15 protein-coding genes are annotated in these 15,870 nt (G+C 68.6%); 8 read left to right on the top strand and 7 right to left on the bottom strand.

Annotated elements, in window-relative coordinates; all coding sequences use genetic code 11:
• The first annotated feature begins 35 nt into the window (after positions 1-35).
• Positions 36-2,720, top strand: a complete 2,685-nt coding sequence (locus E0H73_RS38005; protein WP_131364836.1) for an alpha/beta fold hydrolase — start codon at positions 36-38, stop codon at positions 2,718-2,720.
• Positions 2,721-2,754: 34 nt separating this feature from the next.
• Positions 2,755-3,120, top strand: a complete 366-nt coding sequence (locus E0H73_RS38000) for a VOC family protein (RefSeq protein WP_238164543.1) — start codon at positions 2,755-2,757, stop codon at positions 3,118-3,120.
• A 410-nt stretch (positions 3,121-3,530) separates the two neighbouring features.
• Here E0H73_RS38000 and E0H73_RS37995 read toward each other — a convergent pair whose 3' ends face one another.
• Entirely contained in the window at positions 3,531-3,761 is a 231-nt protein-coding gene (locus E0H73_RS37995; RefSeq protein ID WP_012924486.1) for a hypothetical protein, read from the bottom strand.
• 211 nt (positions 3,762-3,972) lie between these two features.
• Positions 3,973-4,737, bottom strand: a complete 765-nt coding sequence (locus E0H73_RS37990) for an SDR family NAD(P)-dependent oxidoreductase (RefSeq protein ID WP_131364834.1) — start codon at positions 4,735-4,737, stop codon at positions 3,973-3,975.
• Between the two features lie 94 nt (positions 4,738-4,831).
• Between E0H73_RS37990 and E0H73_RS37985 the strand changes: the two genes are divergently transcribed.
• Together E0H73_RS37985 and E0H73_RS37980 are read left to right on the top strand one after the other, a co-directional pair.
• Complete coding sequence (locus tag E0H73_RS37985) at positions 4,832-5,413, top strand: MarR family transcriptional regulator (RefSeq protein ID WP_131364832.1); 582 nt, start codon at positions 4,832-4,834, stop codon at positions 5,411-5,413.
• A 74-nt stretch (positions 5,414-5,487) separates the two neighbouring features.
• Positions 5,488-5,853 carry a VOC family protein gene (locus E0H73_RS37980; protein ID WP_131364830.1) on the top strand — a complete coding sequence of 122 codons (366 nt, stop codon included), beginning with the start codon at positions 5,488-5,490 and terminating at the stop codon, positions 5,851-5,853.
• On the opposite strand, the gene E0H73_RS37975 is transcribed toward E0H73_RS37980, so the two are convergent.
• On the bottom strand, positions 5,844-6,659 hold the full coding sequence (locus E0H73_RS37975; protein WP_238164542.1) for a DUF3152 domain-containing protein: 816 nt from the start codon (positions 6,657-6,659) through the stop codon (positions 5,844-5,846). The two genes, E0H73_RS37980 and E0H73_RS37975, sit on opposite strands and share 10 nt — an antisense overlap.
• A gap of 172 nt (positions 6,660-6,831) precedes the next feature.
• Here E0H73_RS37975 and E0H73_RS37970 point away from each other — a divergent pair, with 172 nt between their 5' ends.
• Positions 6,832-8,652, top strand: coding sequence for a protein-arginine deiminase family protein (locus tag E0H73_RS37970; protein ID WP_165555974.1), 1,821 nt, complete (start codon positions 6,832-6,834; stop codon positions 8,650-8,652).
• Here E0H73_RS37970 and E0H73_RS37965 read toward each other — a convergent pair.
• Positions 8,606-9,088 (bottom strand): GNAT family N-acetyltransferase, encoded by a 483-nt coding sequence (locus E0H73_RS37965; RefSeq protein WP_238164541.1) that lies wholly within the window; start codon positions 9,086-9,088, stop codon positions 8,606-8,608. The two genes, E0H73_RS37970 and E0H73_RS37965, sit on opposite strands and share 47 nt — an antisense overlap.
• 104 nt (positions 9,089-9,192) lie before the next feature.
• Between E0H73_RS37965 and E0H73_RS37960 the strand changes: the two genes are divergently transcribed.
• Positions 9,193-10,716 (top strand): LCP family protein, encoded by a 1,524-nt coding sequence (locus E0H73_RS37960; protein ID WP_131364825.1) that lies wholly within the window; start codon positions 9,193-9,195, stop codon positions 10,714-10,716.
• 9 nt (positions 10,717-10,725) lie between these two features.
• Here the strand turns inward: E0H73_RS37960 and E0H73_RS37955 are convergent, their stop codons facing one another.
• A complete protein-coding gene (locus E0H73_RS37955; protein ID WP_238164540.1) occupies positions 10,726-11,496 on the bottom strand; it encodes an SDR family NAD(P)-dependent oxidoreductase in 771 nt (256 codons plus the stop codon).
• 30 nt (positions 11,497-11,526) lie between these two features.
• Positions 11,527-12,114 (bottom strand): TetR/AcrR family transcriptional regulator, encoded by a 588-nt coding sequence (locus E0H73_RS37950; protein ID WP_131364821.1) that lies wholly within the window; start codon positions 12,112-12,114, stop codon positions 11,527-11,529.
• A gap of 105 nt (positions 12,115-12,219) precedes the next feature.
• Here E0H73_RS37950 and E0H73_RS37945 point away from each other — a divergent pair, with 105 nt between their 5' ends.
• Together E0H73_RS37945 and E0H73_RS37940 are read left to right on the top strand one after the other, a co-directional pair.
• Positions 12,220-13,797, top strand: coding sequence for an ABC-F family ATP-binding cassette domain-containing protein (locus tag E0H73_RS37945; protein WP_131364819.1), 1,578 nt, complete (start codon positions 12,220-12,222; stop codon positions 13,795-13,797).
• Positions 13,784-14,647, top strand: coding sequence for a Vgb family protein (locus E0H73_RS37940; RefSeq protein ID WP_131364817.1), 864 nt, complete (start codon positions 13,784-13,786; stop codon positions 14,645-14,647). The genes E0H73_RS37945 and E0H73_RS37940 overlap by 14 nt, the downstream gene beginning before the upstream one ends.
• Here E0H73_RS37940 and E0H73_RS37935 read toward each other — a convergent pair.
• Positions 14,629-15,456, bottom strand: coding sequence for a UbiA prenyltransferase family protein (locus E0H73_RS37935; RefSeq protein ID WP_238164539.1), 828 nt, complete (start codon positions 15,454-15,456; stop codon positions 14,629-14,631). The two genes, E0H73_RS37940 and E0H73_RS37935, sit on opposite strands and share 19 nt — an antisense overlap.
• Positions 15,457-15,870 lie beyond the last annotated feature (414 nt).

Below are 15,870 nucleotides of genomic sequence, written 5' to 3'. Positions count from 1 at the left end.
TTCAGAAAACCTTTGGAGCACCTAGTCTGAGCGGCATGCGTTTCGGCGTGCTGGGCCCGGTCACCGCGTGGACCGACGACGGCCAGGCGGTGCGCCTCCCTGATCGCAAGGTGCGGGGGCTGCTGGCCGACCTGCTGCTGTACGCCGGTCGTCCGGTCGCGGTGGCGACGCTCATCGACGATCTGTGGGGCGATGAGCTGCCCGGCAACCCAACCGCGACGCTGCAGACCCGGGTCTCCCAGTTGCGTCGCGCGCTGGAGGATGCCGAGCCGGGTGCTCGCGAGCTCGTGCAGACCGGACCGGCCGGCTACTTGATCGCGGTGGCACCCGAGGCGGTCGACTCGGGCCGGTTCCGGGCCCTCGCCACTCGCGCCCGGCAGACCGGCAGCGCTCGGATGCGCGCCGCCACCCTCGCCGACGCGCTCACGCTGTGGCGCGGTCCGGCGTACGCCGATGTGGCCCAGGAGGCCTTCGCCCGGGCGACGATCGACCGGCTCGACGAGGAACGGCTCGCAGTTCAGGAGGCGTACGCCGAAGCGCGGTTCGTGCTGGGTGAGCACGAGGAACTGGTCGCCGAGCTGGCCGAGCTCGTCGCGCGTCACCCGTTGCGGCAGCGGCTGCGCGCCGTACAGATGAAGGCGCTGCATCGGTCTGGACGGCAGGCTGAGGCGCTGGAGAGTTACGCCGACCTGCGGGATCGATTGCGGGACGAGCTCGGGCTCGATCCGAGTGCGGAGCTCGTCGCGCTGCATCAGGAGATCCTCACCGAGGAGCCGTCGGCGAAGGCCTCGGCGAAGAGCAATCTTCCGGCTGAGCTCACGGAGTTGATAGGCCGGGATGCGGCGGTCGCCGACGTGGTGGAGCAGCTCGAGTCGGCGCGGCTGGTGACGCTGACCGGCGCGGGTGGGGTCGGCAAGACGAGCCTCGCGCTCGCGGCCGCTCGCCGCGTCGACTCACCCGATGGGGTCTGGCTCGTCGAGTTGGCCGCACTTGAACCGGGCGCGGAGGTATCGACACTGGTCCGGGACACCGTTGAGCCCGGTGGCGACGTACTTGTTGTCCTCGACAACTGTGAGCACGTGATCGAATCCGCCGCGGAGGTTGCGACCGACCTCCTGCGCGCGCCGGGTCTGCGGATCCTCGCCACTAGTCGGGAACCTCTCGGCATCGCGGGCGAGCACCGGCGCCCGGTTCCTCCGTTGGAGCTGCCGACGACTGGCAACGACGCGGCCGACAGCCCGGCGGTCCAGCTCTTCGTCGCCCGTGCCGCGGCTGTCGATCCACGCTTCCGACTGACCGCTGACAACACCGATGCGGTCGTGGCGTTGTGCCAGAGGCTGGATGGTCTGCCACTAGCGCTGGAGCTCGCCGCGAGCCGAGTGGGCGCGATGGATGTCCGCGGCCTGGTCGACCGCTTCGACGATCGGTACCGCCAGCGCGGTCTGCCCGGTCGGCAGCAGACGTTGTCGGCGATGGTCGAGTGGAGCTGGGACCTGCTCGGCGAACCCGAACGCGCCGTACTGCGCCGGCTCGCACCACACCCCGGCGGATGCACGCTGGCCGCGGCCGAGGCAGTGTGCGCGGGCGACGACGTATCGGTGGCTGAGGTCGCCGAGCTTCTGACCCGGCTGGTCGACCGGTCGCTCGTCGTCCGTGTGGATGGAACGTCGGGGTCGCGCTATCGGTTGCTGGAGACGGTCCGCGCGTTCTGCCTGCAGCGGTTGGAAGAGGCCGGCGAGCTGGAGGCGACGCGGCGGCGGTACGAGCGGTACTTCGAGGGGTTGGCCCAGCACACCGAGCCGCGGCTTTACGGACACAGCGACCTGTTCGCGTACTTGGGCGGTCTGTACGGCGAGTCCGCCCCGCAGCGATCTCCGTCCACCGCAGCGTTGCGGCCTCGGCTCGAGACCGTGGTGTCGCGCGACGGCACACCGATTGTGGTCGAGGTGTACGGCGACAGCGGTCCGGCCGTCGTGCTCGTCGGTGGGGCGCTGAACGACCGGCGGACTTTCATACCGCTGGCGAAGCGGCTGGCCAGCGGATTCACGGTCGCGACGTATGACCGGCGCGGGCGCGGAGACAGTGGCGACGTACAGCCGTGGGCGGTCGAGCGCGAGTTGGAGGACCTGGCCGCGGTCGTCGACGTCGTGGGAGGTTCGGCGTACGCGCTCGGTGTCTCGACGGGTGCCGTGTTCGCGGCGGAGGCGGCCGCGCAGGGTGTGCCGATCCTCGGGCTGCTGCTGATCGAACCGCCGTTCATCCTCGACGACACCCGAACCGTGCCGATCGACCTCGCGATCCGGCTGCAGGAACTGGTCGCGCAGGACCGGTACGGCGATGCGACCGAACTCTTCCTGGTCACGGCGGTGGAGATGCCGGCCGAGGTGGTCGCGCCGTTGCGGAATGCGCCGCTGTGGAAGGACCTGGAGGCCCTGGCTCCGACGCTGGCGTACGACACCCTGCTGATGGACGACTTCACGATCCCGCCGCACTGGGCCACCGCGATCACCGTGCCGACGCTCGTGATCGATGGCGGCGAGAGCCGGGAGTGGCGGCGCAACACCGCGCAGATCGTGGCGGACCTGCTGCCGCGCGGCCGGCGGCTGACGATGGTCGGCCAGCCGCACGATGTCGACCCGGAGGTGCTCGGCCCGATCGTGGCGGAGTTCATCGCAGGGTGTCGAGAGGGCCGGGGCGGCTCCGACGTACCGGACGTGTGAGCTGATCGGCAGCTCGACGGACACAGGAGACACTGTGGCTCAGCCCGTTCTCAACAGCATGTTGCTCGGCAGTGCCGACCCCGACCGGCTGAAGGCCTGGTACCGCGACGGCTTCCACGCGGAGGTCGACGGCTACGGCAACCTGAACCTCGGCGGGTTCGGCCTGGTCATCGAGCACCGCGACGACGTCGCCGTGAAGACCGCCGAGCCCGGCCGGTGCATCGTGAACTTCGCCGTCGACGACATCGAGGCGACCGCCGCGCACCTGCGCACGCTCGAAGTGGAGTGGCTGGTGCAGCCGGAGGACCGCGGCATCGGCTGGTTCGCGACATTGATCGATCCGGACGGCAACTACGTTCAGCTGATCCAGATGCGGCCGGAGTACTACGCCAACCTCTGACACGAGAAACGTCCGCACCGGAGCTTGGGGATCCCGGTGCGGACGTGGTTCTTCGGTTTCAGGTGGTGCTGTCAGGCGCATGTGTGCAGGGGAGAAACGGCGGCAAGCGAGGGGCAGACTGCCCACGCTCGCTTGCCGCCTAGTGCTCCGCACCGGGTGTGGTTCGAGTGCCAGCGGTGTCCAGGTGCGTGCATCGGGGTCCTGGAGAGGCGTCCTCGATGCGGAGCATCGTGGATGTCTCGCCAGTGCCGCGAGGTGCGTGCCTGGGCGCCGCTGGTGCCGAAGCACACCCGGTGCGGAGCACTTCACCGATGCCTTCAGGGTGATCGAGGTGAGGTTCTCGACCGGGCCGCGTTTCCGGGTGGGTTGTCTGGTGAGAAACGGAACGCGAGAAGGTACCGGGGGCTTTCTCAGCGGGGTGCTACGTCCCACATGCGCTCGCCGGGCAGGGGGTCGGGGAGTCGGTCCACGGCGGGCATCGGGTCGTTGGTGACCCGAAGTCCGGCGAAGCGACGGCTCATGGCGTGTGCGTACCGTTCGGCCAACGCCGGCTCGGCGTTGTAGTCGGCGATCACGTGCTCACCGAACCAGACTCGGACGCGTCGGCGCTCAGACGTCTGGGTGGCGGTGGCGGTTGTCACTGGTCCTCCTGGCTGTCTTTCGAGATGTGCGGCCTGGGAACGCGGAGCGAGCGCGGTGCCGGTGCGCCGTGTGTTCACCGTCACGTCAGATCCAACGGAGGACGCGGACGCTAAGTCACGCCTCGACTGCGATTTGTCCGGCTGCGGGCAAAACTTTTTCGAGACCGGGCAGGACCCAATTCTTCGAGCAGGTTTTCGACTGTCGTGATCGTCAGTCGAACGGCCCGCGTACGGAGACGCCGCCGTCCAGCACGACCTGCTGGCCGGTCATGTACGACGACGCGTCCGAGGCCAGGTAGACGACGGCCGTAGCCACCTCTTCCGATCTGCCGAACCGGCCCACCGGGATCTCCTCAACGACCTCTGCGTCCACGTTCGCGTTGGCCACCGCGGTCGCGATCGCACCAGCCGCCGCGACGTTCATCCGGATGCCGTCGCCGGCGTACTCGGCAGCGACCGTCCGGGCCAGGCTGAGCAGTCCCGCCTTCATCACGCCGTACGCCGCCTGTTGCGGTGCAGCCATGAATCCGGTCACCGAGCCGACGCTGACGATCGCACCACCGCTGCCCTGGTCGAGGAACACGCGCAACACCGCCCGGACTGCGCGCGCGACGTACCGGAGGTTGACCTCATAGATGGTGTCCCAGTCCTCATCGGCCATCTCGTGCAACTTGACCGCCGGCACGAACGCGACCTGCCCGCCCACCACCGTGACGAGGACGTCGAGTCCGCCGAGATTTTCGACCGCTGCGGCAACCATCGCCTCGATGTCCTGCAGCGAACGGACATCCCCACTCACGGCGTACGCCGTCGCGCCGCGCTGCAGCAGCGCCTCGGCCGCCTCTTCGGCCCTGCCGAGGTCGATGTCCGCGACGGCCACCGCAGCTCCCTCCGCCCCGAAGGCCGCACTGACGGCGCGTCCGATTCCTCCGCCGCCTCCACCGATCACCAGCGCTCGTTTGCCGTTCAACTGCATGCCCGCGAGCGTAGATGATCGAAGCGTCCAGATTCACAGGGTTTCCTCAGGAACGACACGCCGGGCTGTCGGAACGACTCCGTACGCTGGAGACGTGACCATCGAAGACGCTGGAACGAAGGCACTGGCGGTCCCTGAAAGAGTGACCGACGGAGTCGTGCAACCATCCGATCGGGTCCAACCCACCGGCCTCGAGGCTGTCCAGACCGAGCACTTGATCGGCAATGTCGGCGATGCGCTCCGTCTGCTCGACGCGGTCGAGCGAGTCCGCGGCCACGCGCATCCACTCATCCTCGGCCTGCAGGACGCGGTCGGGATGAAGATGCCGGCCGCGCTGATGCTGAACGCGATCGCGAACGGCCGCCACACCGCCGACGACGTGGCGGAGCAGGTCGGGACGACGCCGGGCGAGGCGGAGCTGGCGATCGCCGAGCTCGAGGCCCTCGGCATGGTCCGGACCAATCCGCAGCTCGCGGTGACGTCGCTGGGTCAGGCGCGGCTGTCCCAGCTGGACGGCCTGACGGTCCGCGTTCTCGACGTGATCACAGGGATTCTCGGCCCGACCGACGCCGCCCACTTGGTTCGTCTCCTGCACACCGTTGCCGACGGCCTCGAATCCGCCGCCGTCACAGCCACCGTCACGCAGGCGATCCCGCAGATGGCTCTGCACAACTGAGTTCGCCGCGGTGTCGAAGAGCCGTCGACAGCCTCGACGTACCTGATATCAGGGAGTCAACAAGGAGGTTCGAGATGTTCAAGGACACCAAGGCGTTCAGCGGATTCTCCGTGGACGACATCGCGACCGCGAAGGAGTTCTACGGCAGCACGCTGGGACTCACCGTCGGCGAGGAGAACGGGATGCTGCAGCTGCAGATCTCAGGCGGCATCCCGATCCTCGTCTACCCGAAGCAGGATCACGTACCGGCCGAGTACACCGTCCTCAACTTCCCGGTCGAGGACATCACGGCGACCGCACGTGAGCTGACGAATCGCGGCGTCACGTTCGAGCGGTACAACGACGACCAGGACGAGCTCGGCATCTACCGCGGCGTCGGCCCACTCATCGCCTGGTTCAAGGACCCGGCCGGCAACGTGCTCTCGATCATTCAGGAGTGAGGTACCGGGTCGTCGTACTGACCCAGGCGGCCCTTGTAGCGGGTGCCGTTGAGGTATGGCCAGGCGTACGCCGTACAGCCGTGTAGACCAAGGGTTTGCTGTTGCATGACCGGTGCCGGCTTGCCCGGGCGCGGGCAGAGCTCGTGACCTTGGCCGAGCCGGTGCCCGGTCTCGTGGTTGATCATGTACTGCCGGTACGTCGTCAGCGGTGCACCGAAGTTCGGTACGCCGTGCACCCAGCGGGCGACGTTGAGGACAACGCGATCCCCGATCCGGCAACTGGTGTAGCGGTCCGGCGCGGCGCCACAGATCGTGTCGCGCGTCTCCGGCGTGACCACCATCAGCTTGAAGTCCGGCGTCTCGCCTGGCCCGACCTGCCGGAACCGCCATTTCCCCTGCGACGCCCATCCCTGCGGAGCGCCGTACGTCGCCCGCACGAACTGCGCCAGCTCAGCGCGATCGATCTCCTTGATACCGCCCTCGATCGCGATCTGGAATGTCAGCAAAGTCCCGGCCCGCCCGATCACCGCCGGATTCGCCGGCAGAACGGCGTACGACTGCGTCCCGCGCATCAGGTAGGTGATCACCGCCTTCGGCTTGGCCGGCACCGGCTTCTCACCAGGTGCGGCTGTTGTGGACAGGTGCGGTACGACGCCCTGCGCGGACGACTGTGCGGTCTCGGTACCCGGCTTGGACGGGTAGCCGTGGCGGGCGAACGGGCTGGCCGGCAACTCGTACAGGGCCCCGATGGCGACCACCACAGCGGCGGCCAACCCGATCGTCCTGACAACACTCCAGCGGCGCATCCGGTGAGCTCCTCACGACACCCCGGTGGGCGTCTTCTCACTTTCCTCTTGCCACTGTGCCCCGAAACCCTTCTCAATCCACGGGGTGCGGCCGGGATATCGGATGCCGGTTTTGATACAGCCGTGTTAGCTTGTCCTGAAGAAGCACATGCGTATCAAAAAGGAGCTTTCGATGAGACGCTGGACCGCAGGCCTCGCCGCCGCGACCCTGCTGGCCACCGCCACGCCGGTGATGGCCGCCTGGGGAGCGCCACCCGGCGCCCAACTGACCGCAGACGTGAACCGCGACGGACTGCTGACCCGCGCCGACGACGCCGGCGAGGAAACCTGGACCGACACGCGCGGCGCGATCTTCCTGCCCAACCTCGACGACGACCAGCGCCGCTGCACGGTGGACCCAGCCGACCTGGAGAAGCCCGGCCGGGCGGTCGACGAGAAACTTGCCGCCTGCAACGATGGCGCCGACGACCGGATCAACGGTGCGCGCGATGCGGCCGACCTGGCACCACTGCGAGTCGATGCCCAGCGCAACCTGTCCGGCGCTGCGACCGCGAGCATCACGATCGCTCCGGCGGGCAAAGCACGGGTGTTCGCCAACGGCCGCGCGACGAACACGCTGACCGCCGCCGAGCTCCGTCGTGGTGTCCGGCTTGCACTCGAAGGCCGCGACATCGTTCGCGATCCAGCCCGGTGGGACGGGAAGATCACCGTCACCTTGACCGTCACCGATCGCGACCGGACCAGCACCGATACGGTCCGGATGCGCGTCGCGCCGCTGATGTTCCAGAACGATCTTCAGCCGGCCGAGACGGTCCTGGCCGGTCAACCGACCGACGGACCCGGGTGGTGGGACGGCAATCTGCCGTACCCGGACGGCGTTCCGGGCGAGTGGCAACCGTTCGCGACGAGCTTGCGCAAGGCAACGGCATCGACGGCCGCGCAACTGCGGTTCGTGGAAGGTACGCCAAAGGGCTGGAAGGACATGTGGCTGCAGGACACCTTCGAGCCGGCCACGGCGAGCATGCCGGCGGTCGGTGGGCCGCACACGATCCGCATCCTGATCCGCTCCGGCAACGTCTGGGAGGTCGGCGGCGTCGACACTCCGCGCCCGGCCGGCCGGTTGCTCTACCGCGACCTGCGTGGACCGGACGTCGGCATCGTCCAGGAACTGAGCAAGACCGCATCCCCCGGCCTCGACGACCTGCTGAACACGGGCGGCAACCTCGAGTCACTACCGCCGTACGACGGGTATCCGCACGGGCGGATCGTCTACGGGTCGGGCGAGCGGCACCCGGATCCGGGGTTCATCACGATGGTGACGAGCCAAGGGTACCAACCGCCGGTGGTGATCGACACGTCCTGGCTGATCGTCGGGCACGCGGACGAGACGACTCATGTGGTCCGCGCGAACAACGAGCGCGGCTGGACACTTGCGGTCGCGGATCCACGACTCGCGGTGAAGCTGTTGCGGGATGTGCAACGCCAGGGTGGCGGCGGCCAACGGCTGTTCGCGGACACGAACTCGCCGTCGAAGCCGACGGTCGACCAGGTCCTCAGCACCGGGCTGGCGGACAACGAGGCTGCGGCCGAGCACATCGACGAGCAGCTGAAGATCTTGCTGAAGGCAACCGGTCTGCGTGCTGATGAACTGGTCCGCCTACCGGTGATGTTCGAGCGAGTTCCGGGGTTCGGACTGCTGCGGGCCATGACGCCGGGCCTGGTCAACGGGCTGTCGCTGACCGACCGGCAGTTCGCCGCACCGGACCCGCACGGGCCCAAGCTCGGCGGGCGGGACGTCTTCCGGCACGCGACCGAACAGGCACTCGGGCAGAACGGCGTACGGGTGCGGTGGGTCGAGGACTTCTTCTGGGCACACCTCGGCGGCGGTGAGGTGCACTGCTCCACGAACGCACTTCGCGACACCAGCCGGGCGACGCCGTGGTGGGTCAACGGGTCAGGTGCAGGCGCAGTGCCGGGTAACGGGACTCGGTGAAGCCGAGCTCTCGGTAGAGCTCGATGCCCAGGTCGGTCGCGTGCAGTTCGACCACGCCGACGGGAGTCTCGTCGCGGAACCAGTCCATCAGCGCGCCGACGCAGGCCCGCGCCAGGCCGCGGCGCCGGAAGTCCGGCTCGGTGCTGACGTTGTACAGGTGACCGCGGTACGTGCTGAGGTCCTTCGGGCCCGGCGGGTGGACGAGCACGTCGCCCGCCGCCCCCGCGACCACGCCGGCCGCCGGGTCGTCCACGACGTACGCCGCGAACGTGTCCGGCGCCGCGAGCCGCTCGGCGAACCAGGCCAGCGCGATCGGCCGCCAGGGAGCGTCCGGTCCGCCGATGTCGGTGCCCATCGCGGCGAGCATCAGTCCACGGAGCCGGACCAGCGCCGCCGCGTCGTCCGGCTTCGCCCGTCGTACCTGAATGTCGGTCACCTGGACGATCATGCCAACTTTTTGCCGCCCGGGTGAATCGAAGGAAGTGGACGCGCACCGGGGACGCATCCACCTGTCCTGCCGTCGACCGCCGAGTGGAGCCCATGTCCGCGAGCAGCAGAGCCCGCCGCGCCTCTGGTTCCACCCGAGCCCGCAGGGCCAAGCCCCGCCGGCACACCTCGGTTGCCGCTGCTTGTCTGGCGGTCCTCGGCGCGCTCCTGCCAGGGACGGCGTACCTGGTCGCCCGCCGGTACCGCCTCGGCACCGCGGTGACGATGCTCAGCCTCGCCGGGTACGCCGCAGCGGCGTACGTCGGCCTGAAGCGCCGGGACGACGTGATCGCGTGGGCGCTCGACCCGACCCTGCTGTTGTGGATGGTCGTCGGCCTGGCTGCAGTCGCGCTGCTGTGGGTCCTTGTCCTGGTCACGTCGTACAAGATGTTGCGCCCGCTGGCCGCGGGACCGGGTGCGCGGATGTTCGGGTCGCTGGTGATCGGGCTGGTGTGCTTCGGGATGGCGGCCAGCACGGCGATGGGCGCGGAGACACTGATGGCGCAGCGCAGCCTGGTCCAGAAGGTGTTCGGCGGGGAGGAGTCGAAGAGTCAGACCCGGCCGACGATCACCGCGAAGAAGGACGTCTGGGACCAGTTGCCGCGGCTGAACGTACTGCTGCTCGGCGCGGACGACGGCGCGGACCGCGACGGCGCGCGGACCGACACCGTCATCGTGGCCAGCATCGACACCAAGACCGGTGACACCGCGCTGATCTCGCTGACCCGGAACTTCATGCGGATGCCGTTCCCGGAAGACTCGCCGCTGCACGAGAAGTATCCGACCGGGTTCTGGGATCCGAAGGTCAGCCCCGACAAGGAGCAGCCGAACTTCTACCTGGACGCGATGTACCGGATGATCCCGCAGAAGTACCCCGGCATCCTCGGTCCGTCGGACAACGAAGGAGCCGACATCCTGAAGGTGTCGGTGGGCGAGGCGGTCGGGCTGAAGCTGCACTACTACGTGCAGATCAACGTGATCGGGTTCTCGCAACTCGTGCAGGCGCTCGGTGGGATCAAGGTCAACATCAACTACCCGGTCCCGGTCGGGGGCGACGACGACAAGGACATCCCGCCGAGCCGCTACCTGCAGCCCGGCCCGGACCGCGAGCTGAGCGGCTTCGACGCGATGTGGTTCGCCCGCGGCCGCTACCGGGTGCCGGGCGCGGACCTCGCCCGGCAGGCCCGGCAGCGCTGCACGATCAAGGCGATCGTCGAGCGGGCGACCCCGCAGAACGTGCTCGCCAACTACCAGTCGATCGCGAAGGCCGGCGAGCAGTTGATCCGGACCGACATTCCGCAGAACCTGCTGCCGGCGTTCGTCACCCTCGGCCAGCGGGTGAAGTCGGCGAAGATCACCAACATCGACCTGGACAAGAAGAAGAACTTCCCGAACGGGCGCAACCCGAACTACGCCGGGATGCGCGAGATCATCAAGCGCGCCCTGAACCCGGCGGCGGTGCCCAAGCCGCTGCCGACGACCACGGCAACGACTCGCAAGCCGACCGGCAAGCCGACGACCACCAAGACCACTCCTGGGGATCTGGCGGACGACTGCGCCTACCACCCGACCAACTGAGGCCGGGGGTCAGGCGTAGCGGACGCCGAGACCGCCGTCGACGGCCCAGTTGGCGCCGGTGACGAAGGCGGCGGCTTCGGAGGCGAGGAAGCAGACCACCTCGGCGACGTTCTCCGGCGTACCGATCCGGCCGAGCGGGTGGACGCCGAGAGCCTTCTCGCGTTCGCCCGGGATCGTGTCGAAGAACTCCTCGAGCAGGTCGGTGCCGATGTAGCCCGGGCTGACCGCGTTCACCCGGACGTTGTGCTCGGCAACATCCAGCGCGAGTGACCGGGTCATCCCGACCAGACCGGACTTCGCCGCGGCGTACGGGAACATCCCCGCGGTGGTGAGCTGCGAGTGGATCGACGCGATGTTGACGATCGACCCGTGCCGGTCCGCGATCATTGCCGGCAGCACCTGTCGCGCCATCAGCCAGGCGCCCTTCAGGTCCACGTCGAACACGCTGTCCCACTCGTCCACTGTCATCTTGGTCGCATCGGCGTACGCGTTCTTGCCCGCGTTGTTGACCAGCACGGTGACCGGCTGCCCGAGGTCGTTCGTCAACTTGTCCACCGCTTGGCGCACGGAGGCCTCGTCGGTGATGTCCCCGACCGCGGCCGCGGCCTTCGCCCCGGACTCCTGCAACTCCGCCGTGGTCGCGGTCAACTGATCCGCCAGTACGTCGACCAGCCCCACGGCCGCACCCTCCGCAGCCGCCTTCACGGCCACAGCCCGCCCGATCCCCCGAGCAGCCCCCGTCACCAGCACAACTTCGTTCGCCAACCGTCCAGTCAACACAGTCTCCTCACGCTGTCCCGTCCCCCGACCCTAATCCGCGCGCCGGGCGGACGCGGCGGCTACCTGCGCATAGTGGACAGCCATGGGTTGGCGCATGGGTTGCCGGAGGAGGACCAGTTGGTGGTAGAGGGGGGCGGTTGCGGTCATGACGACCTGGTGGGGGTCGGTTGATGGGGGGATCTCGCCTCGGGTGATGGCTCGGCGTACGACGGTCTCCGTGCGGATGTAGCGGTCGATCCAGAAGTTGGTGAGCGCTTCGGCGGCTTCCGACGTACGGAAGGAGGCTGCGATCACCGCTTGAGTGACGGACGGTCGGGCGGTGAGCGCGGCGAACACCTCGCGGTTGATCGCGATCAGATCGCCCTCGAGTGAGCCTGTGTCGGCCGGCGCCCACGCATCGTCCGCGCCGGCTTCGAGCAGATCGACGAGCAGGCCCGCGACGGTCTTCCAGCGGCGATAGACGGTCGTCCGGTGTACGCCGGACCGCGCCGCGACCGCATCGATCGTCAACCCGTCGTACCCGTGCTCGGCCAGCTCGATCTCGACCGCCGCGAGCACGTCGGCCCGCACCCGCGCCGTCCGCCCACCCGGCCTGCTTGCGCGTTCCGCATCCGTCATGGCATCATCTTAATGCAACATCCGTCGCATTAGTGGAGGACGCCAGTGATCTTCTGACCCGCCGTTCGCAGTCCAACGAACCCGCGAGAACGTCAGGAGATCCTTATGTCTACCCAACTGTCCCTGCACGACGTCACCAAGTCCTACGACCACCGAGTCGTGCTCGACCAGGTGACCTGCGCGTTCCCACCGGGCCAGGTCAGCGGCCTGATCGGCGAGAACGGTTCCGGCAAGTCGACGATGCTGCGGATCCTGGCCGGCCTCGAGCCGCCCACGGACGGCACGGTCACCGCGGCCGGCAGCATCGGCTACCTGGCCCAGGACAACCCGCTCCCGCTCGACCTCGACGTGAACGCGCTCGCCGACCACGCCCTGGCCGACCTGCGCCGGATCGAGTCACGCTTGCGCGAACTGGAGCACCTCCTCGCCGAGGGCCGCACCGGCGTCCTGGACGAGTACGGCGAACTCCAGACCGTGTTCGAGCTCCGCGAGGGGTACGACGCGGATGCGCGATTCGCCCGCGCGACCCACGGCCTCGGGCTGAGCACGATCCCAGGCGATCGCCGCCTGTCGGAGCTGTCCGGCGGCGAACTCGCCCGGCTGCACCTGGCCGCAGTACTCGCCTCCTCACCGGAGATCCTCCTGCTGGACGAGCCGACGAACCACCTGGACGTCTCGGCCGCCACTTGGCTGGAAGACCACCTCCGAGCGAGACGCAGTACGACGGTCGTCGTCTCTCACGACCGCGCCTTCCTCGAGCGGGTCGCGTCGACGCTGTTCGAGGTCGACGGCGATACGCATCAGGTCACGCGGTACGGCAACGGCTACCAGGGCTACCTCACGGAGAAGGCGGCGGAGCGAGCCCGCCTCGAGCAGGCCCGCCAGCAGTGGGAGGACGAGGTCGCGGCGATGCGCGTCACCGTCCGTACCACGGCCGACCGGGTCTCACACCACGGCGCGATCAAGGACAACAACAAGGTCGCGTACGACCGGGCAACCGGCCGGGTGAACGAGGCCGAGCGGAGCAAGATCCGCAACGCCAAGGAACGCCTACGGCGCCTGGAAGAGGCTCCGCCACCCGTGCCGGCGAAACCGTTGAGGTTCACCGCATCCGTCCGTACGACGGGTTCGGCCGCCGGTCTGGACGCGGTCGGTGCCTCGGTCGAGGACCGGCTGCTGCCCATGTCGGCAGAGGTCCCGGCCGGCGGGCGCTTGCTGATCACCGGCCCGAACGGCGTCGGCAAGTCCACCTTGCTCGACGTCCTCGCCGGGGAGCTGCAGCCGGACTCCGGGTACGTCGAACGCCACGGCCGGATTGGCTACCTCCGCCAAGAGGTCATCGAGCCGCGGCCCGACGACACCCTCCGGTCCGCATTGGCTCGCCACCCGGGCTCCGCCGGCCTGGGATTGTTCCGCCAGGACCAGTTGCAGACCCGGATCGACGCCCTGTCGACCGGTCAACGCCGCCGACTGGCGCTGGCCCGCCTGCTGACCACGCCGTACGACGTACTGCTGCTCGACGAACCCACCAACCACCTGTCGCTCGTGCTGGTGGAGGAGCTGGAGGCGGCACTCGACCGGTACGCCGGCGCGCTCGTCGTGGTCAGTCACGACCGCCGGTTCATCTCGCGCTGGCGCGGAGCCGTCCTCGACCTGAAGGAGACCTGCCTTGTCACTCACTGAGGTCACCGTCGCCGGCCCGAACGAGGGCCCGTACGGCGTCGCTGTCGTCGACGGCGCGGTGTGGACGACGCTGGTCCACGCCGGCGTGGTCGCGCGTCTTTCTTCGGAACAGGCACCGGCCAGATTCGATCTCGATGCACCTGGGTCGCGGCCGAGTGTGATCGTGCCGGGGCCTGACGGCGCGGTCTGGTTCACTCGCAACGGCGACGACCAGATCGGCCGGATTGATGCTGTGGGCAACATTTCGGCAGTCGCGGCTGGCGGAGCGCCGTACGGGCTGTGTGTGGGACCGGACGACGCCTTGTGGTGCACGTTGATGAACACGGATCAGCTGGCGCGCATCACGGTCGACGGCGACGTCACGACGCACCCGATCGGAAGCAGTGGCGGATTCCCGGCGATGATCACCGCGAACGACGAGCTGTGGTTCACGCTCAACCAAGGCAACGCGATCGGCCGGATGACCACGGATGGCTCCGTCACCACGTATCCCCTGCCCACCACCGCGGCTGGACCGGTCGGGATCAGTGCCGGACCCGACGCAGTGTGGTTCGTCGAGATCCTCGCCGACCAGGCCGGGCGGATCTCAGCCGACGGGACGATCGAGGAGTTCCCGCTCCCCGAAGGATCCAAGCCCCATGCAGTCGTGGCGACCGACGACGGCGGTTGCTGGATCACCCTGTGGGGTGCATCCGCCCTGGCCCAACTCGATGCCAACGGCAACCTCATCGCTCAGGTCCCTTTAAGTGAGGGCTCCGAGCCGCACGGTTTGGCAGTCGATGACGACGGCTCGGTCTGGACAGCTCTGGAGACGGGCGCGCTCGCCCACTTTCAGAGAACGCCTGTGTAGGTCAGGGCGAATGCGCCGCACGGGAAGAGGAACAGTGACGCGAGCACGATGATCCCCTTGAACGACTGCCGCGGGCCGATCAGCTTCGGGTACGCCGCCACCAGGACCGGCACCATCACCAACTCCAGCGGAAGCATGCTGCGCGGAATGATCGTGCCGGTCGCGGCCAGCACCACCGAGAGCGACGCGGCTGCGATCCAGGCGCCGTACCCGATCAGGTACGTCGTCCGCGCGCCGAAGCGGACCGCGATCGTGTGATAGCCGGCGGCTCGGTCCGCGTCCAGGTCGGCGAGGGTCGTGGGGAGGTAGAGGCCGACCGCGGCAAGTGTTCCCTGCAGGCCCATCAGCCAGGGGAAGTCGCCGAGGTCGGGGTTGATCGCGGCCCAGCCGGCGAGCGGCCCGAACGCGCCGAGGGCGAGGGCGTTGACCGCGACGTCGAAGCCGGCGCGGGTCTTCAGCCGGATCGGCGGGACGCTGTAGGCGTACCCGAGGAGCACTGCGAGCAGGACCCCGAGCGCGAACACGATGCCGACATGCAGGCTGACCCCAACGGCCGCGACCGCGGCGGCGAAGGCGAGACGCTTGGCCGCTCGCAGCGTGATGCGTCCGTTGAGGAGTGGGGAGTTCGCCTTGCGTGGGTTGAGGCGGTCGCTGGGGAGGTCGTACGCATCGTTCACCGCGAGCACTGCCAGCCAGACCAGCGGGCCCATGACCACCGCACCGACGATCAGGCGCGGCCATTCCTCGAGCGGTGGCACCAGGCGGTGGGTCGCGAGCAGGATGCCCACGTAGTACGGAACCACTGACACCGCCCAGAAGGCGGGCCGGCCCACCGCAATGACATCCCGAACCCTGGGCCCAACCGTCCGAACCGCCACCGACGTGGTCACACCTTCACTGTCCACCCACCCCGGCCCACCACACCTCCACCCGAGGAGTGAACCCCCTCACGCCTACGGGTGACTGTGTCGGATCCCACGCGGTTCTTCCCCACGCAGCCGACCGTGGCCGTTGATGTGCACACGGACAGGTAGTGCACCGGCGATACACCGTACGCGCGGGCGTTTCGGGCTCAGGTGTACTGCGGACTGCCCGACACCTCCTGTCCAAATGCCCACCCGTCCGGTCCTGGCATCGCGGGCCGCGCTCAGACCACCGGCAGCTATGACCTGAGAGCCGGTGATGTTTGATACAACAGTGCTGTTGTATCTGGGGAAGGAACG

This window comes from Kribbella pittospori (assembly GCF_004331465.1).
Taxonomy (GTDB): Bacteria; Actinomycetota; Actinomycetes; order Propionibacteriales; family Kribbellaceae; genus Kribbella; species Kribbella pittospori.
Note: the sequence above shows the minus strand (reverse complement) of the source record. Positions and strands in the feature narration are given on the sequence as shown.

Bases quoted from the DNA above. Each gene is read 5' to 3' on its own strand.
- E0H73_RS37960 (WP_131364825.1), top strand. From the start codon at position 9,193: ATGTCCGCGAGCAGCAGAGCCCGCCGCGCCTCTGGTTCCACCCGAGCC.
- E0H73_RS38005 (WP_131364836.1), top strand. From the start codon at position 36: ATGCGTTTCGGCGTGCTGGGCCCGGTCACCGCGTGGACCGACGACGGC.
- E0H73_RS37950 (WP_131364821.1), bottom strand. From the start codon at position 12,114: ATGACGGATGCGGAACGCGCAAGCAGGCCGGGTGGGCGGACGGCGCGG.
- E0H73_RS37975 (WP_238164542.1), bottom strand. From the start codon at position 6,659: ATGCGCCGCTGGAGTGTTGTCAGGACGATCGGGTTGGCCGCCGCTGTG.
- E0H73_RS37990 (WP_131364834.1), bottom strand. From the start codon at position 4,737: ATGCAGTTGAACGGCAAACGAGCGCTGGTGATCGGTGGAGGCGGCGGA.
- E0H73_RS37970 (WP_165555974.1), top strand. From the start codon at position 6,832: ATGAGACGCTGGACCGCAGGCCTCGCCGCCGCGACCCTGCTGGCCACC.
- E0H73_RS37945 (WP_131364819.1), top strand. From the start codon at position 12,220: ATGTCTACCCAACTGTCCCTGCACGACGTCACCAAGTCCTACGACCAC.
- E0H73_RS37980 (WP_131364830.1), top strand. From the start codon at position 5,488: ATGTTCAAGGACACCAAGGCGTTCAGCGGATTCTCCGTGGACGACATC.